This is a genomic window from Paenibacillus sp. AGC31 (assembly GCF_057334655.1).
In genome coordinates, this window is the sequence record NZ_JBHFJH010000030.1 from 89,455 (window position 1) to 112,015 (window position 22,561).

The 22,561-nt window shown below is 41.9% G+C and carries 17 protein-coding genes; 14 read left to right on the forward strand and 3 right to left on the reverse strand.

The genetic code is table 11. The features are described 5' to 3' along the window. Position 1: 1 nt before the first annotated feature. The gene (locus ACE04G_RS17605) at positions 2-244 is read right to left on the reverse strand and encodes a spore gernimation protein GerQ (RefSeq protein WP_449004710.1); all 243 of its coding nucleotides are present in this window, start codon (positions 242-244) and stop codon (positions 2-4) included. Between the two features lie 188 nt (positions 245-432). Between ACE04G_RS17605 and ACE04G_RS17610 the strand changes: the two genes are divergently transcribed. The 4 genes from ACE04G_RS17610 to ACE04G_RS17625 all read left to right on the forward strand — a co-directional run bounded on the left by ACE04G_RS17610 (position 433) and on the right by ACE04G_RS17625 (position 3,838). Beyond that, complete coding sequence (locus ACE04G_RS17610; protein WP_449004709.1) at positions 433-714, forward strand: hypothetical protein; 282 nt, start codon at positions 433-435, stop codon at positions 712-714. A 238-nt stretch (positions 715-952) separates the two neighbouring features. After that, on the forward strand, positions 953-2,038 hold the full coding sequence (locus ACE04G_RS17615) for an L-dopachrome tautomerase-related protein (protein ID WP_221821378.1): 1,086 nt from the start codon (positions 953-955) through the stop codon (positions 2,036-2,038). Between the two features lie 294 nt (positions 2,039-2,332). Beyond that, positions 2,333-2,599: a CD3324 family protein gene (locus tag ACE04G_RS17620; RefSeq protein ID WP_221821380.1), complete on the forward strand. Its 267-nt coding sequence runs from the start codon at positions 2,333-2,335 to the stop codon at positions 2,597-2,599. 156 nt (positions 2,600-2,755) lie between these two features. After that, positions 2,756-3,838 (forward strand): nucleotidyltransferase domain-containing protein, encoded by a 1,083-nt coding sequence (locus ACE04G_RS17625; RefSeq protein ID WP_449004708.1) that lies wholly within the window; start codon positions 2,756-2,758, stop codon positions 3,836-3,838. A 137-nt stretch (positions 3,839-3,975) separates the two neighbouring features. Here ACE04G_RS17625 and ACE04G_RS17630 read toward each other — a convergent pair whose 3' ends face one another. Further along, positions 3,976-4,230, reverse strand: coding sequence for a nuclear transport factor 2 family protein (locus tag ACE04G_RS17630; RefSeq protein WP_449004707.1), 255 nt, complete (start codon positions 4,228-4,230; stop codon positions 3,976-3,978). Positions 4,231-4,258: 28 nt separating this feature from the next. After that, positions 4,259-5,053 carry an SDR family oxidoreductase gene (locus ACE04G_RS17635; protein ID WP_449004706.1) on the reverse strand — a complete coding sequence of 265 codons (795 nt, stop codon included), beginning with the start codon at positions 5,051-5,053 and terminating at the stop codon, positions 4,259-4,261. 176 nt (positions 5,054-5,229) lie between these two features. On the opposite strand from ACE04G_RS17635, the gene ACE04G_RS17640 reads away from it, so the two are divergent. The 10 genes from ACE04G_RS17640 (at position 5,230) to ACE04G_RS17685 (ending at position 22,524) form a co-directional block, all read left to right on the forward strand. Further along, entirely contained in the window at positions 5,230-6,111 is an 882-nt protein-coding gene (locus ACE04G_RS17640) for a LysR family transcriptional regulator (protein WP_221821387.1), read from the forward strand. A 219-nt stretch (positions 6,112-6,330) separates the two neighbouring features. Further along, a complete protein-coding gene (locus tag ACE04G_RS17645; RefSeq protein ID WP_221821389.1) occupies positions 6,331-6,480 on the forward strand; it encodes a hypothetical protein in 150 nt (49 codons plus the stop codon). 392 nt (positions 6,481-6,872) lie between these two features. After that, a complete protein-coding gene (locus ACE04G_RS17650) occupies positions 6,873-8,465 on the forward strand; it encodes a glycoside hydrolase family 32 protein (RefSeq protein ID WP_221821392.1) in 1,593 nt (530 codons plus the stop codon). Positions 8,466-8,559: 94 nt separating this feature from the next. After that, positions 8,560-12,363, forward strand: coding sequence for a GH32 C-terminal domain-containing protein (locus ACE04G_RS17655; protein ID WP_449004705.1), 3,804 nt, complete (start codon positions 8,560-8,562; stop codon positions 12,361-12,363). A 418-nt stretch (positions 12,364-12,781) separates the two neighbouring features. Then, the gene (locus ACE04G_RS17660) at positions 12,782-13,909 is read left to right on the forward strand and encodes an NtaA/DmoA family FMN-dependent monooxygenase (RefSeq protein ID WP_449004704.1); all 1,128 of its coding nucleotides are present in this window, start codon (positions 12,782-12,784) and stop codon (positions 13,907-13,909) included. A gap of 31 nt (positions 13,910-13,940) precedes the next feature. Then, entirely contained in the window at positions 13,941-14,900 is a 960-nt protein-coding gene (locus ACE04G_RS17665) for an NAD(P)H-dependent flavin oxidoreductase (RefSeq protein ID WP_449004703.1), read from the forward strand. 266 nt (positions 14,901-15,166) lie between these two features. Further along, positions 15,167-16,969 (forward strand): cache domain-containing sensor histidine kinase, encoded by a 1,803-nt coding sequence (locus tag ACE04G_RS17670; protein ID WP_449004702.1) that lies wholly within the window; start codon positions 15,167-15,169, stop codon positions 16,967-16,969. After that, positions 16,947-18,494: a response regulator transcription factor gene (locus tag ACE04G_RS17675; protein ID WP_221821401.1), complete on the forward strand. Its 1,548-nt coding sequence runs from the start codon at positions 16,947-16,949 to the stop codon at positions 18,492-18,494. The genes ACE04G_RS17670 and ACE04G_RS17675 overlap by 23 nt, the downstream gene beginning before the upstream one ends. Before the next feature lie 230 nt (positions 18,495-18,724). Beyond that, positions 18,725-20,296 carry a glycosyl hydrolase gene (locus ACE04G_RS17680; RefSeq protein WP_260632758.1) on the forward strand — a complete coding sequence of 524 codons (1,572 nt, stop codon included), beginning with the start codon at positions 18,725-18,727 and terminating at the stop codon, positions 20,294-20,296. 65 nt (positions 20,297-20,361) lie between these two features. Continuing rightward, a complete protein-coding gene (locus ACE04G_RS17685) occupies positions 20,362-22,524 on the forward strand; it encodes an alpha-galactosidase (protein ID WP_449004701.1) in 2,163 nt (720 codons plus the stop codon). Positions 22,525-22,561 lie beyond the last annotated feature (37 nt).

The window sequence follows — 22,561 nt, forward strand, 5'->3', positions numbered from 1 at the left end:
CTTAATGTGTTATAGGTGTCGGATTATTTGGAACGGGTGCTTGAAAAGGAGCTCTTGCGTAGATTGCTTGCAGCTCAGCGATCTGTTGTATGGATTGAGTTACGTCTTTCTGCATTAAGGCTTTTAGCTCTTGGTCAAAGACCAGGCCTTGCATAAGTTTCGACTTAGCGATGCAGAGCGTTTTGAAGTTTAACGCTTCATGCAGTTCCATCGATTCGTGCGGCGCTAGTGTTGGATTATCCATTCAGAAATGATCACCTCCTTTTTCATCAACGTTAGATTTTCCAATGCATCGGATCTTATACTAATATGGATCGCCGGAGAGGTAAGATCCGAATATTCCCATACAGTCGCAGGGATATAAACAAAATCTCAATCCCATACTTATTTCTGTTTAAATGAATGATCTTACTCAAGAAAGGAGGAGTCACGGTGCCCAATAAAGACAAAATTGATCTAGCCACCGAAAATGCAAGAAAACCGGCAGAAGGTGCACTTAACTCGAGTGGTAATACGCTGGAGCAGCATGCATCTAACGCGGTTTCTGAGGTGCAGACGGCTTTAAATCAGGCAATAAACTCAATAAGTGAATCTAATGCGGCAACAAATTCACAAGCGTTGGAGACAGCCCGGCAGCAATTAACCCGAGCAGAGGAATTTTTAGATCAAGCGCTAACTTCAGCAAACGCATTACGTCTGCCGGACCAACAATAAAACGGTTTTGGTACAGATAAGCTTGGCAGAGTTTTGGAAGCATTTTTCCTAGAACACATATAGTTAACGTCAACATGCTTCGGCTTACGCCGAAGTTTTTTAGTATTTTTAGATGTATCGGACAATTTCAAAATCGAGGTTAAAAAAGAATGATTAAGGGCCAGGCATTAGAAAAAGTCTTGAACATAGTTATAGGTAATATCTATTCAACTATGTTGAGGAGGACATCATACAGCCTATGTTACCTATGGAAGAATATTTTGGTAAGTTGGAACTCGTTCATTCCTTTTACGGGGCTATGCCTACAGGCGTTAGTGTATCCGAAACCGGGCGTATCTTTATTTGCTTTCCGAAATGGGGAGATGACGTAAGATTTACGGTAGCGGAAATTGTTGAGGGTGAGATGCAACCTTATCCTAATGTAGAAACAAATTTGATCAACCCATTAAATATTGTTATGTCCTTCATCAGTGTTCAAAGTGTTGTTGCAGATGGAAGGGGGACCCTGTGGGTACTGGACACGGCTGCACCAAATTTTTCTGAGCCAATTAAAGGAGGGGCAAAATTAGTCGCGGTAGATTTAGAAACAAATACAATAAGAAAAGTATATACATTTGCAGATGATGTCGTCTTGCCGACAACGTATCTGAATGATGTCCGATTTGACTTTCGTGTAGGAGAAGCAGGTTACGCATATATAACGGATTCTTCTTCCAATGGTCCAGGTGCTATTATCGTCGTAAATTTAGAAAACGGAAATGCGTATAGACGGTTGCATGGAGCAAGCTCAACCTCACCCGATCCATATTTTGTGCCAAAAGTGGAAGGTAAAATTTTGATGAATCGAAACGCGGATGGTTCGACATCTCCGTTTCGATTGGCCTCTGATGGTATAGCCATTTCCCCAGATGGAAAAATGTTATTCTATTGTCCATTAACCAGTCGCCAGCTATACTCGATCTCAACAGAATCGTTAAGAGACAGAACGATACCGGATTTTAAGTTAAGTGATCTTGTGCAGTATTGGGGAGAGAAGGGTGCATCTGATGGGATGATCACGGACGCAAAAGGAAACGTTTATGCTGGAGATTATGAAAACGATAGTATTCGAAAGATATTGCCAAATGGAATCATGGAAACCATCGCTCATGATCCCCGAGTTTTATGGCCAGATACGTTTTCTATTGGTCCGGATCAATACTTATATGTAATTGTGAACCAATTACATAGGCAGGCGAGATTTCATTATGGAAGAGACCTGCGACAAAAACCTTATAGTTTACTACGTATAAAAGTTGATGAATTACCGGCTCCTACCTTTTGATATACATCCCACTTTACGCGTACAATCGTGTCAGCCCCAAAAGACATAATTAAACAATTTAACAACAAGCCCTGATATAATAAGCAAATAGCAACTATCTATTTTCTATGGAGGTGAGGCTATTGAAAACAATCGGGGTAGGATTCTTACATGCACGGCTCTATGCAAAGCCAGTGAAGGATATGGCAATGCTTTGCATAGAGCCCAGGAATAATCACATTGCCAACGACGAATCGTAATATTCTACGAACTGGCTTTGCACCTTATTGATCTATTAAATAAGGAGTGAGGCCCATGAAATATTCAAAAGCCGAGTCTATTTTTCCGGAAGAATTGTTACGGATCATTCAAAAATACGTTCAAGGGGAATTGGTTTATATCCCAAAGCCCAAAGAGGCACACCTAAAATGGGGCGAGAAAACAGAGAGCAAGAGCAGGGTCTCTGCTCGAAACGCTGAGATTAAATCCTTATTCCACAATGGAGTCAGAATAGAGGAGTTGGCGGGTCGGTATTTCTTGTCCTGCGAAAGCATAAAGAAAATAGTCTATACAAAGAACTAATGAAATCCGCTAACTCGTCGTTTCGACGGTTTAGCGGATTTTGTGCAAAGATGACTTAAATCAACTTATGCATAGTAACCGTACCTCTAAGTCGATAGACTCAAGTTAAGGTTGTTGTGATGAAGGACGGCCGGATCATACAAAGAGGTGTAACGAATGAACGAAATCATAAAGAAGAAGCTGCTGGACAAAAATGAACTGCTCATTAACATGGTGATTGAACGCGTAAAAAGAGATTTTCTAGAGGATATCGCCATTATTGGGCTTACTGGTTCATTTAGCACCGGTGACTTTCACGAGAAGAGCGATCTTGATTTAATTATCATTAATAATACAGAAAAGGGATGGGAAATATCCGACTGCTTCATCTTGGACGACGTTGGATATGACATCTATTGCACGCCATGGGATTCAAGACTGCAAGAGCAATCCACCTTGGAGAGTCCCAACGTATCAAGCCTAACCGAGCTCAAAGTACTCTACTATGCTAAGCCTGAGGATTTGGAGAAATTGAACAACTTCCAGCAAAAAGCTCTTGATGCACTTGCAAAACCGATAGGAGAAGCGTGTCTTAATCGAGCAAATAAATGGATCGACCTGGCTAAGCAAGCATACAGCGATACGATGCTTAGTGAAGATATCGGTTCAGTGCGATATGCATCTGCTGAGGTTCTGTATAATCTAGTCAATGCCTTGGTGAGTATGAATAACACGTGCATCAAACGAGGGATCAAGCGATATTTGGAAGAGATACGTTCGTTTCGCTATGTTCCGGATAATCTCGAATCCTTATACATGTCAATCATCGAAGCTCATACCATTGAAGATATTCGAATAACATCTTTTAATATGTTGAATAGCGTTACGAGGTTACATAGCACAATGTGTGATAACTTCATTGTTAAACCGGCTCCGACCTTTGATAATCTGAGGGGAACATATGAAGAATTGTGGTGCAACTACCGCAATAAAATTTTGAACAGTGTTACAACGAACGATGCTTCCTACGTTTTTCTTTCGGCCTTTGGAGCACATGGGTATCTTCATGAAATGGCCATGGAGAAAGGAACCAAGAAATATGATCTTATGCAGTACTTTGATGCAAGTAATTTACCAGTTATGAAAGAGAAGCTCCTTGAAGTGATGGATGATTATCTAAAAGAGTATGATAAGGTCGGCAGAAAAGTCGAACATTTTACAACCTTCGAGCAACTATATGCCTATTATATGAATCATTGACCTTACGTTCCAGGTAGTCAACCAAACATTGCGTTTACATTCAGATATCTTTAGAAAATGGAAAGTCTAATGATTTTATCGTCAACAATAACAAAATGATAATTCAATAATAGCGGGTCGGGTAGACCAGTCTTGTCTTAGGTACCATCCAGCTCGCATGTTAACACAATTTCATCACCTATTTTTTTTGCTATTGTTGGCTTTAACGTTACATTTGCCGCGAAATGGTTTTGATCACTCCATTCCCGAATCGCCTGTTTCCCATTTCGCTTTTTCCCTTCATCCAACACGACAGCATTTTCTGAGAAACAATCTATAAATACTACCGGGTCTGGCTTGTTAGATGCAGTAATGTATTTGCCAATTACAGACGGTAAATGATTGAGGTCCATATTGTTCTCTCCCTTTATTCATTAATTTTTAGACGGTAGGGATAGTTCCCCCATCAATGACATATTCACTACCTGTAATAGATGCTGCTCGGTCTGAGACCAGAAATGCGACCAGTTCAGCGACTTCTTCAGGAAATCCTGGCCGGCCAATTGGAATACCTCCGAGTGAAGTCATAAGTTGTTCGAGCGCACTTTCTCGACTTCCGGTTTCCATTGCGATCCGATCAATTAATGCGTCAGCTGCTTCGGTCTGAATAAACCCGGGAGACAATGTATTGATGCGAATTCCTTGAGGGGAAAATTCATTCGATAATCCCTTGCTATAATTAGTCAGCGCGGCTTTGGCAGATGCATAAGCCAGTGTAGTTTCATATAAAGGCAAACGTCTCTGAATGGAAGTAAAATGAAGAATAACGCCTGAATTATTTTCTAACATAAGTGGAATTAAACCACGATCTAGTCGAACTGCTGCGAGTAAATTCCAATTTAATGTATGAAGCCAATCCTCATCACTCAATACAAGTGCGCCTCCTGGTGGTGTCGTTGATCCACCTACGCAATGGACAATAATATCGATACCTCCAAGTTGCTCTTTTACTGCTGTAATTATGTGCTCTACACCTTCAGGTGTGGCGACATCTGCTTGAACAAATTTGACCGAATTGGGTAAGTCAGCAGATAGGGAACGGGCAGTAGTAAGAACTGTAGCTCCGCCGTTTGCAAGTCTTTTTACAACTGCTTGCCCCATTCCCTTTGTTCCTCCGGTTACAAGCACCCTTTTACCTTTAAATTCTGATAGAGAGAACTCAAATTCTTTATGCATAACTATTCCTCCTAGTGATGGTATTTAATGATTAATTTGAAATTGCTCTGTCTCTAAACCATAATGTGTTGTTCGAGAGGAGCTAGAACTAATACTACACTTGCTACTTTCATAACGTCCAATTTATTATAATAATAAAAATGATGAATATTATTTATATATAGAGGGGTGTCTCAATGGAACTTACACAATTAGAATACTTTATGACCGTTGCACGGCTTGAACATATGACCTTGGCTTCCAAAAAACTCGGTATCACTCAGCCCGCTTTAAGTCATGCAATTGCCAAGCTTGAAAACGAAATAGGAGCTCCTTTATTTGAACGAAATGGACGAAATATTAAGCTGAACCGAAACGGTACTATGTTCTCTAAATGGATTGGTAGAGCCCTACATAATATTGAAAATGGTCTAAAGGAAATCGAAGAGTGGTCCAACCCGGATACTGGTGTGATTACGTTGTCTTATCTAAACATTCTCGGTGTTGAATTAATCCCTAGCCTAATTCGAAGTTATCAATTGAAGTATCCCAAAGTTCGGTTCGAATTGACACAAGGGAACTTAGGAGATATTGATGCACATCTGGAGCAAGGATTTTCGGATATTATGATTACATCGAGGGAATCTACTTTGGATAATCATCACTGGAAGACGATTCAAAATGTTCCTTTATACATTGTTGTTCCCTCTCAACATCGTTATGCAGATTGTAGCGCTCTTAGTTTGGCAGAGCTATCTGGCGAGCCTTTTATTGGATTGAAAAACAACTGTGGATTAAAAGCAACGATTTTATCCCGGTTCCAACATACCGGATTTTTTCTTGCTTCTGCTTATGAAGCGGAGGACCTAATCACTGTAGCCGGTTTTATTAAGTCAGGTCTAGGTGTATCAGTACTGCCTAAGACGCTGGGGTTGATGTTAGATGAATTGGTCTGGATCCCTATCATTGATGAAGGATGGTACTGGGAAATAGGATTAAAGTGGAGAGATGATCATAATATTTCCCCAGCTGCGAAAAGGTTTATTGAATATGTGGATACTTTATATCAAGGAGAATGACCGCCAAATTTTTTAGTTTTGAAAAGAAATTCTTCTGAGAAAACAATCATACTTTATTGTATTTGAACACAAGGAAAAATGATTGGCAGTACGTTATAATACAATCAACAGGTAGATTACCCAACAAAAAAGTGAAATATTGTAATATCTAGTCACACTCGGCTCATCATAGTTCTTTGAGCCGCTTATTACAACATAATAGATATCGGAGGTATGATTATGGTTAAGAAGAAAATTTCCACAGCCCTCAGCGCAGCTTTAATCGTTTCTATGCTGGCTACCGGCGTAATAATCACTATCCAAAGTAACACAACGTTAGAGGTGGCGAAGTCAGCAGGGGATAAAAAGGTTGAAGTTGTTAAAGCATAAAGAGACGTTAAATTTATTTAGAACATGTCATGAATAAAAATATACTCCTATTGAAGTCGCTATTTTAGCGGCTTTTTTGTTTTATCGGTAAAATTGGGTTTAATACTAACGATATTTTGTTGAACAAGTAAAGAGAAGTTTAGATATAACCATTTTTACATTTGTAAACCATTAGGTTTAAAGCATTAAAAAAATGATTAGATCAACTTAAATAAAAATTTTTATTTTCTATAATCAGTCATAAATTGTGCAAATGTAAACTAAAACAGATATATACATAAAAAATAGTGTTCATTTAAACAAAAATACTTTGACAAATGAAAACGAGTGGATTATTTTGTTAATAAGGAATGCATATTTCTTCTTTTAGATTCTAAGTAGCTTAAGGGAGCGTGAATAAAATTAAAAAAGTACATCTATCAGGTGAAAATAGTATCAGCAAAGATCCAGAACACTTTATTTATAAAAATGAATACAGACCGCAAATACATTATTCCCCTAAGGGAAATTGGATTAACGATCCTAACGGAATGGTTTATTACGAAGGAGAATATCACCTTTTCTACCAATATACTCCTCATGATACGCAGCCTGACTTCGGCAGAATGCATTGGGGGCATGCAGTAAGTAATGATTTAATACATTGGGATGAACTTCCACCAGCCATCTCGCCTGGGGAAGATGGCGCGATCTTTTCGGGAAGTGCGGTAGTCGATAAGAACAATACCAGTGGATTCTTCAACGAAGCAGGATCAGGATTGGTAGCTATTTATACTAATAACGATAACAGCGCTCAACCCGGTAAACCGCAGGTTCAAAGCATCGCTTACAGCAAGGACAAAGGTAGAACCTGGACAAAATATGAAGGTAACCCTGTTTTATTCCCCACGGATACGCTAGACTTTCGAGACCCAAAAGTATTCTGGCATGAAGAATCTTCAAACTGGGTAATGGTTCTGGCTGTAAGCGACCGTGTAGAATTTTACACATCTTCAAATCTTAAGGATTGGTCTTTTGCAAGCGGTTTCGGTTCTGATATTCCTGGCATCCATCGTGGAATATTTGAATGTCCTGATGTTTTTAAAATCCAAGTGGATGAGAACCCCAATACCACGAAATGGATTCTGACACTAAGTGTCGGAGATAGAAATGGCGTAAATCCAAACGATTCAGAACCACCCGCAGGCGGTTCTGGCATGATGTATTTTATAGGTCACTTTGATGGTAAGGTTTTTACACTAGATGAAACATTGGAATCATTCGAAACAATCCAATGGATAGATTACGGATCTGACTTTTACGCGGCCGTGACCTGGGATGGTATCCCGAATGAGGATGGGCGAAAGATTTGGGTCGGCTGGATGAATAATTGGCGTTACGCTTCCACTCTTCCTTCTAAAGAATGGCGTGGCCATATGTCAATTCCAAGAGAGATTCAACTTAGGACGTATTCGGAAGGACTTCGCTTAATTCAAGCACCCATAACTGAGTTAAATCAACTTAGAAGATCAATTCTGTCTCTACAAGACATTACAATTAAACCGGATATGAACGTTTTGTCTGCTGTTTCTGCTGCAAAGATGGAAATTATTGCGGAATTCGAAATTGGTAATGCAATAGAATTTGGGTTCAAGGTGCGAAAGTCTACCTCTTCCAACCAAGAGACAGTCATCGGATATAATGTCTTGAATGAGGAGTTGTTTGTCGATCGGACGAAGTCAAACACTGTTGATTTTCATCCCGATTTTGCTGCAAAACACAAGGCCCTCATGAAGCCAGAGCATAAACGGATACGATTGAGCATCTATGTTGATTGGTCAAGCATAGAGATCTTTGGCAACAACGGGACAACTATCATTTCAGACACGATTTTCCCCGACTTGGAAAGTAGAGGACTGGAACTCTATGCCATTGGTGGAGAACTAAAAGTCATGTCGCTTCAAATCAATGATCTCGTAAGCATTTGGGAAAATCAACCGGACTGAACTGGGTGTCCAAAACCAATTTAGGGCTAAGTGGACTTTTACCCGTTTCCGCGGGGCAATAACTTTACAATATTATTAGAAAAGAGGGTATGGAATGAAAGATAAATCTAAATATGCAATATGTCTTCTGATGGCAACCGGATTAGCTCTGACTTCAAACGGTATTTTTACATCTAAATCAATTGCGGCTAGTGCTGTACTCGCTGATCAGGAAACAAATAAACAGGCAAAGGAGGAGCTTGATATTTTTGAAAGCGCATCCAAATTAAATACCAATTTGATAGGCTGGCAAGTGAAAGGAAAAGGGGGATTAGAGGATACTTCAGAAGGAATCCTGCTAACTTCACAGCCTAAAGAAAATGTAATGGCCATCTCAGAGACGGTGTCCGAAGATTTTATCTATGAAGCTGATGTCATGATCAGGGATACGAAGGCAGACGCAACATTGTTGTTTCGTTCTAATGAGGATGGCTTTAGCTCGTACATGTTGCAAATTGTTCCGGACGCAGGTCTGATTCGGTTAAGAGATGCAAGAAATGGAGATGGGAAATTAAAGGAGGAGCGTAAAGTTTCTGTTGAAATGGGGCCAATCTATCATCTCAAAGTGAAAGCAGTGGGTTCCTCGCTAAAAGTATATTGGGGCAATCAATACAAACCATTAATTGATGTTCAAGACATTTCGTATCAAAGCGGAAAGCTTGGACTCCATGTATGGGATGGATCCGCCTTGTTTTCGAACATCGTGGTGAGCGATCTGAAAGGTAATTTGGGTACGGTGCTTTCTAGCAAGGGAACATGGCAGCCTGATATCAACGGAAAAAGAGGGGCGGTAGAACAGGAGAGCAAAGCACAGCAAGTCTATAATAAAAATGCGACTGATATGGTCTATGAAGGGAATATTACCCTTCGTCCTGATTCTATTGCAGCTCTCGCATTTCGATCTTCAAGCGATGGAGCTGAAGGATATGAAGCTACTCTTACGAAGGAAGGAGATCAGGTCCGTGTAAGTTTGACGAATACAAAAGGGACCGTAATTGCAAGTTCGCAACGTACTTATCCGAGTCAGATGGGAGCCAAACATCATGTGGAAATCAAGGCAAAGGGAGATCGAATTCAGGTCTTCCTGGACGGATACACTACGGCCGCGATTGACGTGAAAGATTCAACCTACAGGAGTGGAAGTACTGGAATCGTCGTAAAAAAGGGGACGGCTTACTTCCAGGATACTTATGTGACGGAACTGAGCCAATATTACAATGAGATATATCGTCCACAATATCACTACACGCCAATACGTGGTTCAGCGAGTGATCCGAATGGACTTGTCTACTTCGAAGGAGAATATCATCTCTTCCATCAGGATGGAGGAACATGGGCGCATGCGGTAAGTAAAGATATGCTGAACTGGAAACGACTTCCGATTGCACTTCCCTGGAATGATCACGGACATGTCTGGTCTGGGTCGGCTGTTGCGGATATGACAAATGCATCTGGTTTATTCGGAGATTCAGGAGGTAAGGGCCTTATTGCATACTATACTTCCTTTAATCCGGATAGCCCGAATGGGAACCAGCGTATAGGTCTGGCATACAGTAAAGACCAAGGTCGTACTTGGGAGTATTCGAAGGAACGCCCGATTGTGATTGAGAACCCGGGTAAGAGCGGAAATGAAGCTGGGAATTGGGATTTCCGAGATCCGAAAGTGATCCGTGATGATGAGAATAACCGCTGGGTTATGGTTGTATCCGGAGGAGATCATATTCGTTTCTACACGTCAACGAATTTACTTGACTGGACATTGACAGATAATTGGGGATATGGGGATTACGTCCGCGGAGGAGTATGGGAATGCCCTGATCTGTTCCAGCTTCCGGTAGACAGAACATCACAGAAGAAGTGGGTTATGATGATCAGTACAGGAGCGAATCCCAAAACAGGCGGATCAGATGCCGAGTATTTTATCGGTCATTTAACAGCTGATGGTAAATTCGTGAACGATAATCCGGCAGGTAAGGTGTTAAGAACAGATTTTGGTAAAGAATTTTACGCTTCGATGTCTTTCGCTAATATGCCTGATCATCGCACAGTGATGATGGCGTGGATGACGAATTGGGACTATCCGTTCGCTTTCCCAACGTCCAATTGGAAAGGTGAACTAACCATTCCGAGAGAAGTATCATTGGTAACAACCAAAGATGGAATTCGGATGGCGCAAAGTCCAATCAAAGAATTGGAATCACTGCGAAAACCGTTGTACTCTGCTTCTAACAAGTCGGTGAGTCCTTCTTCCGGGAATCTGCTAAAAGGTATTATTTCAGGTGCTTACGAAATTGAAGCTGAAATTGAAATCCCTGAAACCAGTACAGCGACCGAGTTTGGCTTTAACATTCGTGAGGGTGCAAATCAGAAGACAGTCGTGGGTTATAAGGCAAGCGATAGTCGTATGTTTGTGGACCGAACTGCATCCGGTGAAACGGATTTTTCTAACCTTTTCAGCAAGAAACATGAAGCGGCTACGCAAATGGAGAATAATCGGATCAAGATGCGTATTCTTGTGGATGAGTCTTCTGTTGAAGCCTTTGGTAACGACGGCAAAGTTGTCTTCTCAGATGTTATATTTCCGGATCCTGCGAGTAGAGCGATGAGTTTTTACGTGAAAGGTGGGAATGTGAACGTTATTTCCCTGAAAGTGCATCAACTTGACTCTGTCTGGAATGGGGACATTCCTTCAAAAGCTCAAATAAAGATGGATACAACCGTTCGGGAATTGGGGGTAGGCGAGTCGGATACACTGCAGGCGATGGTCGAGTATGGTCCGGGTTTAGGCGTTCAACCGCTGAAGTGGAATTCCAGTAATAACGAAGTAATAGCCATAGACTTGGTAGATAATTCACAAGCAGTTATTAAGGCAAAAAAAGAAGGGGAGTCCACAGTCACCGTATCTACTCCGAATGGCAAAACTTCCACTAGTGTACTCGTTAAAGTCTCAGGTGGCGAGTTCCGGACAAACCTGAGTGGATGGGCTAAAGATCTGTCTGCTGCTTCATGGTTAGTTAGTGAACATGGGATTCGTGGTAAATATTTTAGCGATGCGAATTATATTGCCAAAGAGAAGGCTGGGAATTTTACGTATGAAGCAGACATGATGCTCGGTGAAACAGGGGGGGCAGGTTCTATTTTGTTCAGGGCTAGCGAAGATGGTCGAAGTGGTTATTATCTGAATCTAGACCCTAACATGAAGGCAATCCGTCTGTTCTACAAAATCAATGGAGCATTTGAAGAACGGCAGGTTCTTGCAAAAGTACCAACGTTCATTCAGCCAGGTCATACGTATAAGGTGAAAATAGAAGCGAATGGTCCGCATATTATAGTTCACGTGGACAGTCAAAAAGTCATAGATATCATGGATGGTACTTTTGCAGAAGGTCACTTTGGACTCCATGTATTTGGCGGCTCCGCATCTTATCAGAACGTCAATGTGAGCAACGGTGAACCTGCAAACCTCACCAAGTCCAGCCTTGTAAATGCCGCAACGCAGAAATCCATTTACACAGCTAACCTTGTCAACGGGGAGCCGGTTACCTTGCAAGATGCAAGTGCAGCCTCCACCCAGAAGTGGGTATTTGTTCCGACAGGCGACGAAGCAGGATCGTATTCGATTCGTACTACGGCCGGTCAGACGCTTGATCTGGATATAGGGCAAAACAAACTTCAGCTGTATCATTACTTAGGATATAACAACCAGCGTTGGGTCCTTCACCAGAACAAAGACGGATCCGTTCATATTACTTCAGCTCATCATCAAGTAGCATTAGAAGTATCGGAAGATGGGACCGAACTCTTCCTGAGTGAACTGAATCCATCACTTGATCGACAAAAATGGATATTAGCGAAATAATCAAGATATATTCCATGATGGCGTATCTCATAGATATTCCAATTATATTGGTTGGGATAGACTCAAAGGGGACGACAACTGGAGGTTTTTATCAAAGCACACACGGCCATCCAACAAAGGATGGCCTTTTGGGTTTGAAAGACAGACTCATTCTATACGTACAAAAAGATGTACTATGTTCATTTAAATTGCCCTCTTTGCAAACGAAACGATTACGCTTAAGATTGGCTCAACAACCAACTATTTTCACTCTTATAGTTAGCAAGCTAAATAATAAACTTAAGAGGGCAAGGAGTAACGGAGTGCTGACTTCTATCCAAATCAAGAGAGTCGGAAGAAAGGGCACAAGTTATCGGCTAAGGAATTAGGTGTTCTACAAGGAAAGTAAGTGAACTCGTGAAAAGGAGATCATTCTATTATGGAAGAAAGAAAGCTTAAACTAGGAGGAATTATTGATGGCGTGGGTTGGAATTACACGGGTTGGAGACACCCTCATATTCCAGCAGATGCCAGTGAAAATATTGAGTATTACGTACAGAAAGCTATACAACTTGAACAGGGAAAGTTCGATCTGATCTTTTTGGCAGACGTAAGTCATATCGGACCTGGCATGATCCCGCACTATCTAAGCATGTTTGAGGGTGTATCTATTTTATCTGCATTGAGTATGGTAACTCATTCCATTGGTTTAACCGCAACGATAGCGACTTCATATGCTGATCCCTTTACCGTTGCTAGGCAAATCGCTTCCCTCGATAAGATTAGCAAGGGCAGAGCAGGGTGGAATGCAATTACCTCCAATCCTGGAGGATTAGCCAATTACAGTCGGTCCCATCTGAAGAAAGCAGATCTTTATCCCATGAAAAAAGAGTTCTTGGAGATTGTTGAAGGACTTTGGGACTCGTATGAAGATGATGCCTTTATACGTGATAAGGAACGTGGGGTATTTTATGACCCGCGTAAGATGCATCCGCTAGATTATACCGGGAATTACTTTTCCGTGGAGGGACCCTTAAATATCAGTCGATCAAGGCAAGGAAGACCCGTGGTCTTTCAAGCGGGCACTTCACCGGAGTTCATGGATATTGCTGCACAGCATGCCGAAGTCATCATGGCACCAGGACATGATTTGGAATATCTCAAGGCATTCACTGATGAACTTAAACGTAAAGTTCAAAATCAAGGGCGTTCACCATATGACCTGTTGATGATGCCTTCTCACAACCCGATCGTTGGTGGAACGGAACAAGAAGCCCTGGAAAAACTAAGGGAAATTGAATCATGGATGCCTAAAGGTTATCGAATGCCGAAACCTGGATTGATAGGATCGGCAGAGCAGGTTGCCGAACAAATCGAACATTGGTATCGAGAAGGCATCATGGATATCTTGCTGATTAGACAAGATCATCCTGCAGGATTTAAGGACTTTATCCAATTGGTTGTTCCTATCTTGCAAGATAGAGGCATATTCCGTAAGGAATATGAGGACGACACACTTCGGGGAAATTTAGGTCTACCTTACCCAGAAAATAAATACACGAAGTAATAATATAAAAAACAAGAGGAGAACAGATAAAATGGCTAACAGAATATGTGAAATATTAGATATTAAAAAGCCAATTATACAAGGACCAATGTCTTGGGTTACTAATGCCGAATTGGTTGCAGCAATAAGCAATGCAGATGGATTAGGATTTCTAGGTCCAAATGCCGGTCAGGTTGATATAACCCGCTCACCCGAAATAAGTGCGGAAAGAATGAGAACTGAAATACAAAAAACCAAATCTTTAACGAATAAGCCATTTGGCATTCCATTGATCGTGAATCGTGATTTAGCTTACACATGGCCACTTATAGAAACAGTTATTGACGAGAAAGTTCCTGTTGTTCTGGTGAATGATATACTGGATGAAAGAATCTTTAAACCATTAAAAGAAAACAATATTAAAATTGTTTATAGACCCCTTACGCCTACTATTGAAAATGCAAAAGCTGCAGAACAATTTGGAATCGATGTTTATGTAGCGACTGGATTTGATGAAGGTGGTACGGTTCCAGAACGAGTTATTGGAACATTTTCGATTGTTCCCATGATTGTAGATGCTATAAATATTCCTGTAATGGCAGCTGGTGGTATTGGAGACGTTAGAGGAGTGCGTGCCGCATTTGCTTTAGGCGCTGAAGGTGTGTTTGCTGGCAGTGTGTTTATTCCAACAAAAGAAAATCCAGCAGCAGAAAAGGTGAAACAAATGATTGTAGATGCTACAGCAGAAGATTTACTAATGTTCCGTACTTTACCAGCATACTATCGTTCTTTACCTACTAAATTGGCGAATAAACTAGTCGATATGGATAAACAAGGTGCCAGTCGTGAAGAAACAGCAAAATTGATGCGTGGATCAATTGGAATGCGGATCGGAATGCTAGAAGGCAATACAGACGATGGCTATATTACTGTCGGCACAGGAATTACACCAATTAAAGAGATTAGAACTGTAAAAGCAGTCATCGATGATTTAATGCAAGATTTTAAATAATTGCCTTGATAGACTTACCCTCACCAAGCAGCCGATCATATGATCGGTTGCTTGGTTTATTATTAGTTAGAAAAACTCGATATGAAATAACTCTGACCTACTACGAACCAATCGGACCCTCTCGATCCCATATAAAATGTTTCATTGACTATTCAAAAAGAGAAGAGTAGATTTGGCTTTATGTAAAAAGGAAATAGTACAATATTAATCATATGTGAATTTCATCCATCATTATCGGAACTACATATAGGAAAGAGGCCCGTGCTATGCGCTTTATCCGAGTACTAAATGACATCAGACTTAAAAGTAAGCTATCATTGATCTTTATAACCGTGGCCGTACTCCCACTTTTAATAAGTGGTATCTATCTAACAAGCAAGCTGAAGGAAGTCATGATCCTGAATGCCGCTGAACAAGCAACCAATAACGTGGAGCGTGTACAGAAAAGGACCGAGGAAGTTATCAATGTAGCTATTGATATTTCCTATCAACTCTCCAATGATAACCGAATGAAGTCCATAGCAAGCCGCAATTATGAAAGTTATAACGAAGTTATCCAAACCTATCGTCAATATACTGACATTCGGGATTATATGCGGCTGTATAAGGAAATAAAATCAATTCGGTTATATACGTCTAATTCAACGATGCTCAATAATTGGGAATTTATGCAGCCAGACGACCAAACGAAACAGTCTGAGTGGTATAGAGCCGCCTTGAGTCAAAAGGGGCTTGCAGGTTGGGACTATATTCAGGATGAGCGTGATCATAGACATTATCTAAGTCTGGTTCGAAAAATCAATCTGGATGAGTTGAAAAATGAAAGTGTTTTGGTGATTAATGTGAATTCTGATTTGCTAAACTCTATTCTATCCCAAGAGACTTTCTCAACGATGATCGTGGATGACAACAATAATATTGTGGCAGCCAACCGCCCTGATCTCTACGGTAAAAACCTTGCCTCTGTGCATGCCGGGAGTAATATGTTGTCTCAACCGGAGGGTAGCTACGAAGCTGTTATGGATGGGAAAAATTCGAAGGTGGTTATAGCAAACATAACTCCACAGAATAGTTGGAATGGACTACGTATCATTTCCGTTTTTACCGTGTCTGAGATTCTACATGATGCAAACGCTATCATTCGCTTGGCTACATTTGTTATAGGTGGATGTCTAATCATCGCAGTTTTGCTTGTTTATGTTTCGGCATCATTTATTGCGAGAAGATTGCTTCGACTTAGTAAGCACATGTCCCGAGTAGGTACGGTGTCCTGGGATACTTATCTTGACCTCGATGGAAAAGATGAAATCGGCCAACTCTCCAGACAATTCAATGATCTGGTTCATCGAATCAGTGAACTAATGTTGGAAGTGGAAGAGAGTAACCAGCAGAAACAGACACTATTACAAAAACAAAATGATATTAAATTTAAGATGTTAGCGAGCCAGGTCAATCCCCACTTCCTGTTTAATACACTTGAGTCCATTCGAATGGAAGCACATCTTCGCGGGGAAGAGGGTTTAGCCCAAGCTGTATGGCAGCTTAGCGTGTTGATCCGAAATAGTTTAGAGGTCGGAAGTCGCCAGATCCCGCTTTCAGATGAGTTAAACATGGTTCGTTGTTACTTGGAACTTCAAAAATTCCGGTACGAAGACCGACTTCAATACATTATGGAAATCGACCCAGCAAGCGAACACATTGAAATCCCCCCACTTATCATTCAACCTTTGGTTGAGAACTCGATACTCCATGGGTTGGATCGCAAAGAGGGTCCAACGTTGATCACTGTTCGAACGAAGGTTAACGATCAGGGGACGTTATTTGTAGAAATCCATGATGATGGTGCGGGTATACCTCCAAAGAAAATGAATGAGATAAAAAAACAGTTAATGAACTCCGATGAAGCCGGGGATCGTATTGGGCTACGTAACGTGAACGACCGATTAGAACTTACCTACGGTACACGTTCAAGGCTTTCAATTGAAAGCACAGAGGGCAGAGGCACCTGCATCACATTTTGTATTCCGAAGGAAGGAGGGGAACCTGATGTTCTCCGTGATCATTGTTGATGATGAACCCAAACTACGTTTGGGGTTACAAACGTTAATACCTTGGAGGGAATTAGGATTTGAAGTGATTGGAACGGCAGCTGGTGGAAATGAGGCTCTCCGAATATTCGAAGAAACGATTCCCGACGTATTGTTGGTTGATATACGTATGCCAGGCATGGACGGATTGGAACTCCTTCAGCAGATCCGTCACCGTGGCTGGATCAGTCATGTCATTATACTCAGTGGTTACGCCGATTTTGAGTACGCGCGGCAAGCTCTTCAATTCGGTGTTGAAGCATATCTGCTCAAACCTGTAAACAAGGAAGAACTATCAGCATCACTTCAAAAGATTCATGAACAGCTCTCAAACGTGCAGAAAAAAAATATGTTACAAAAAACGAATACACCGGAATGGATACTTTATTCTCTACTAACCGGTAATCATGCTTCAGAGGATTCCATTTTGAGTAAGTGGTCAGACTCATTTGAAATCAGCTGGACTACGTATCAGATCGTTTTAATCGGGTTCTCAGGTTCAGATCCAGAAGAAAGCGAACAAATTCAGAATTTCAAAAATGTAGTCAGCAGAACCTACACTTCGGAACGTCAAGGGTTCGTTTTATATTTTGCACCATACATTGTTTTATTGCTAAGTAACTCTCCTGTTAGCGAATTGGGATGGACCGAGCTTCACAAGAATCTCCAGCTCTTATCAGGTGAGCTTCGATTTGAAATGGACATAGCAGTAGGGCAGCCCGTGCGGTCTCTTGAGGAAGTTGTTCATTCGTTTAGAACAGCAAAATCCCTTTTGGAGCGTAGTTTTTTCTATGACAGAGGAAGGCTTCTCACTGAGGAAACACCAGAAAGCTATCGACAGGAAACTGTCCATTCTTCAGTATTATCTATGTCAAATAAGGAGGAAGAAGCTTTCAGGTTGCATTATCTGGTCGATGTTGGGCATGCAAGTGCAATCTCGTCATTTTTGAACGAAATAGCATTACAACAAGTAGCTAATCAGGCTGATGAAAAGGAGATCCGTGACCGTTTCTTCTATCTTGCTAATGAAACAGTTCGAAAAATTCATTCCCGTGTCTGGTCTTTAAGCGATTATCCAGGAGACCCGGCCCAATTCCTTGCTGAAGTATATCATTCCCGATATATTCAGGATCTCGTCGACCGTATTTCTGTTGTTATGGAGAGGCTCGCTCGATGCGCAGATTACAATAGTAAAGACAATGAAATGAAGCGATTGCTGGATTATATAGATCGGCACTATGGGGATAACCTAAGATTAGAAATGCTTGCCGTATTGTTTAACTACAGTAGTTCCTATCTGGGCCAACTCTTCAAAAGTTACACAGGGGAATATTTCAACGCCTATCTTGATCGGATACGGATTCAGAAAGCGAAAGAATTACTGGCTCAGGATATGAAGGTTTACGAAGTGGCTGAAAGGGTAGGATATTCAAACGTCAATTATTTCTACACCAAATTCAAGAAACTAGAAGGGGAGTCACCTTCTTTTTATCAAAAAAAAGAATAACCTTAAACCATGCTCCTCTACGAACGGAAGTAACGAACAGTAGGGGAGTTTTTTAATTCCCTTATGAAAAGGTATGTATTTTCTGAAAATACAAAGGATTTTAGAATGAAAGGATTTAAGATTTGTGATATGTCCCAGAGCCTCCTCAGCCAATATAGTTGATACGAAAGGAGGGACCATAACAATTGAAAGCGATAACAGGAATGTAATGAATGGAGGGGAGGCATAAAATGAAGACTAAATCAGGTTCAATGATAAGGTATGCAGCGTCAAATAAAACCTATTTAATGTTAGGATCGGCCTTTTTCTTTTTGGGCATCATCATGTCGAGTTTCACTCATTCCAGGGTGGAAGCAGCCATTACGGTACCCGGATTTGTTGTTGAACCTAATCAAACACAAGCATTAATAGTAACATTTAAAGATGCTCAGCTAGAAGGGTACGGGATTGAGAAACGGGACGGGACAACTGCCAAAGCAATGGACAAGTTATATGATGGCAAAGGTTACATTTCTTATTTTTTTGAAGAAGATAATTCAGCTAAAGGAAGCGCTGCATTCAAGGTTGAAGCACCGGAAGATGGCCTGTATGAGTTGAGCTTGGGATATTACATTCCAGAAGGAAATGGGGACAAAACAACCTCTATTCAAGTGAATGGTTCAGGTGCTGGTGAATTGATGCTTAATGCTCCCAACCCAGGGCAGGTCCGTGCTGAAAAAAAGGTGACCAAAGTGCTTCTGAACCAAGGCAGTAACTCCATCCAAATCTTACGGGGGTGGGGATACTATGGTATTGAGTACATCAAGCTCAAACGTATAGAGCCCAACGTATCCAAACAGGATATAAAGATGGATACCTTAAGTAATTCCAAAGCAACTCCCCAAGCCAAAGCACTCTTGGATTTTATGACCAGCCAATATGGAAAGAAGATAATTTCAGGACAGCAGACACTGGAAGATGCGAAGTGGATCTACAAGCAGACAGGAAAATCCCCTGCGCTGGTTTCCAGTGATTTGATGGATTATTCTCCATCCCGTGTTGAAAATGGAAGTACCTCAAACGAGGTGGAGAAGATGATTGAATGGTACGAACGCGGAGGAATAGTATCATTAAGCTGGCATTGGAATGCGCCGAAGGGAATAGGCGGCAACGAACCGGGCCACGAATGGTGGCGAGGTTTTAATACCGAGTTTACAACCTTCGATGTAGAATATGCCCTGAATCATCCGGAATCGGAAGATTACAAGCTTTTAATTCGAGACATTGATGCCATCGCTGTTCAGTTGAAGCGGCTACAGGATCATAACATTCCCGTACTTTGGAGACCACTGCACGAAGCAGAGGGCGGCTGGTTTTGGTGGGGAGCCAAAGGGCCCGAACCTGCCAAAAAATTATATAGACTAATGTACCAACGCTTGACCGATCACCATCAGTTAAACAATCTCATTTGGGTTTGGAACTCTGTGAAGGAGGAGTGGTACCCGGGCGATGATATGGTCGACATTGTAAGTATCGACGTTTACAATCCAGCGGGCGATCATAGCCCTAACATTGCCATGTATGATGAACTCTTGTTTTTGGGCAAGCACAAAAAGCTTGTAGCGCTTGCAGAAAACGGGCCTATTCCGGATCCTGATCTGCTCCAGACTTACGGCGCACATTGGAACTTTTTCAATACCTGGACTGGAGATTATCTGCGCGACGGAAAAACGAATACAAAGGAATATTTGAAAAAGGTATACAATCATGACAACGTAATCACGCTAGATGAACTTCCCGAAGGATTGTATGGTAGTCCCTAAATCGAAAAGGGATACATTTTATTATTGAGCAGGAACAATCTAGTTTAACAGGAGTGAATCATGTAATGGCTATTTATATTAACGAGTCACAGCATATTTTTCATCTGCAATCCCGCGTAACCAGTTATGTTATTCAAATCATAGACGGCTATCCTTTACTGGTATATTGGGGACAAAGATTGTCCGAGAAAGGAAACCTTGAAAAACTTGTACCAGGTCTGGAAAAAACGGAGCTAGGCTCCATGCCTCATGAATATCCGCAATATGGAACAGGTGACTTCAGATCGCCTGCCTATCAAGTTCTACTTGAAGACGGGAGCCGCATTACAGAGCTACGCTTCAAAGGGTACTCAACCGGCGCTGGTAAACCAGCACTTGATGGTCTGCCGTATGTGTATACGGAAACAGACCATGAAGCAGATACCTTGGAGCTGGAACTGGAGGATGCGTACGCAGGAATCACCGTTCTTCTGAAATATTGTATCTTCAGGGATGGTGCTATTACCAGGTCAGTTCACTTTAAGAACAACGGTCACAGCACGATCAAACTTTTACGTGCGCTTAGTGCCAATGTTGATTTGTATGGCAAGAGCCATTATGAATTGTTATACCTCGCGGGTCATTGGGCTCGAGAGGCGCATCTTCAACGCAGGCCCCTGGGCCCAGGAGGTACTAGTCTTGGGAGCAAACGTGGAATGAGCAGTCATCAGCACAATCCTTTTGCGGCTGTCGTTAGCCCGGGAGCCGATGAGGATCATGGGGAGGTTTTTGCTGTAAATCTGGTGTATAGCGGTAATTTCCATGCCGAAGCGGAAGTGGATGCTTTTGGTGTTGTTCGTTTGGGCATTGGCCTGAATCCATTTGATTTTGGTTGGCTACTTCCTCCTGGCGAATCCTTCCAAACTCCTGAGGCTGTATTGGTATATTCAAATGAAGGGATCGGAGGCATGTCCCGAATCTATCATCGACTCTACCGGAACCGTTTATGCCGCGGCGTGCATAGGGACAAGGAGCGACCGATTCTTGTGAACAATTGGGAGGCAACTTATTTTAATTTCACTGCAGAAAAGATTGAAGCGATTGCCGAGACAGGCTCTCATCTGGGGATTGAACTGTTGGTGCTTGATGACGGCTGGTTCGGCAAACGTGACAGCGACAATAGTTCGCTCGGAGACTGGGTTGAAGATCGGAGAAAGCTTCCTAACGGCTTGCGTGATTTGGCAGAGCGGATTGAACGCCAAGGCTTGCAATTCGGATTATGGTTTGAACCTGAAATGATCTCACCCGAAAGTGATCTGTATCGGAAGCACCCCGACTGGTGCCTGCACGTTGAAGGCCGTCGCCGGACGGAAGCCCGCTGGCAATTGGTATTGGATCTTTCACGGCCGGAAGTCCGTGATTATTTGTATGATGCACTGGCTGAAATCTTCACCAACGTACCTGTTTCTTACGTAAAATGGGACATGAACCGCGCGTTGACCGAAATTGGTTCCGCAACGGCTTTACCCGAGAATCAACAGGAGATTGCACATCGGTACGTGCTTGGGCTCTATGAACTTTTAAATAAACTGACGACTGCATTTCCGGAAATCTTATTCGAAAGTTGTTCCAGCGGTGGAGGTCGGTTTGATCCCGGAATGCTGTACTACATGCCGCAGACTTGGACAAGTGACAACACGGATGCCGTGGAACGCTTAAAAATACAATACGGGACCAGTTTGGTATATCCCGTCAGTACCATCGGAGCTCATGTCTCCGCCGTGCCGAACCATCAAGTTCACCGCGATACCTCGCTTAAATTCAGAGGGGACGTTGCGATGTCGGGAAACTTTGGCTATGAACTTGATCTGACCAAATTCACGGATGCCGAAAAAATCCAGGTGAAAGAACAGGTTGCCATGTACAAAGAACATCGTTCTCTCATACAACAGGGGGATCTATTTAGACTTCGGAGCCCTTTTCAAGGCAATGAAACATCCTGGATGTTCGTTTCGGACAATCGATGCGAAGCTATCGTATTTTACTTTCGAGTTTTAGCCAAGCCCACTCCTGCTGCTGATGTACTTCAGCTCAAAGGATTGGATCATTCGTATACTTATGAAGTGACTGGAGAGAGTGGACACATGGGATCTTTCGGCGGGGATCGTTTAATGCAAGCAGGCTTGATCATCCCTCCCCTTACAGGAGATTATACCAGTGCATGGTTCAAGTTGAGCGCCACTCAATAAATATGGCGATAATAAAAATTCTCTGCATTAATCAATG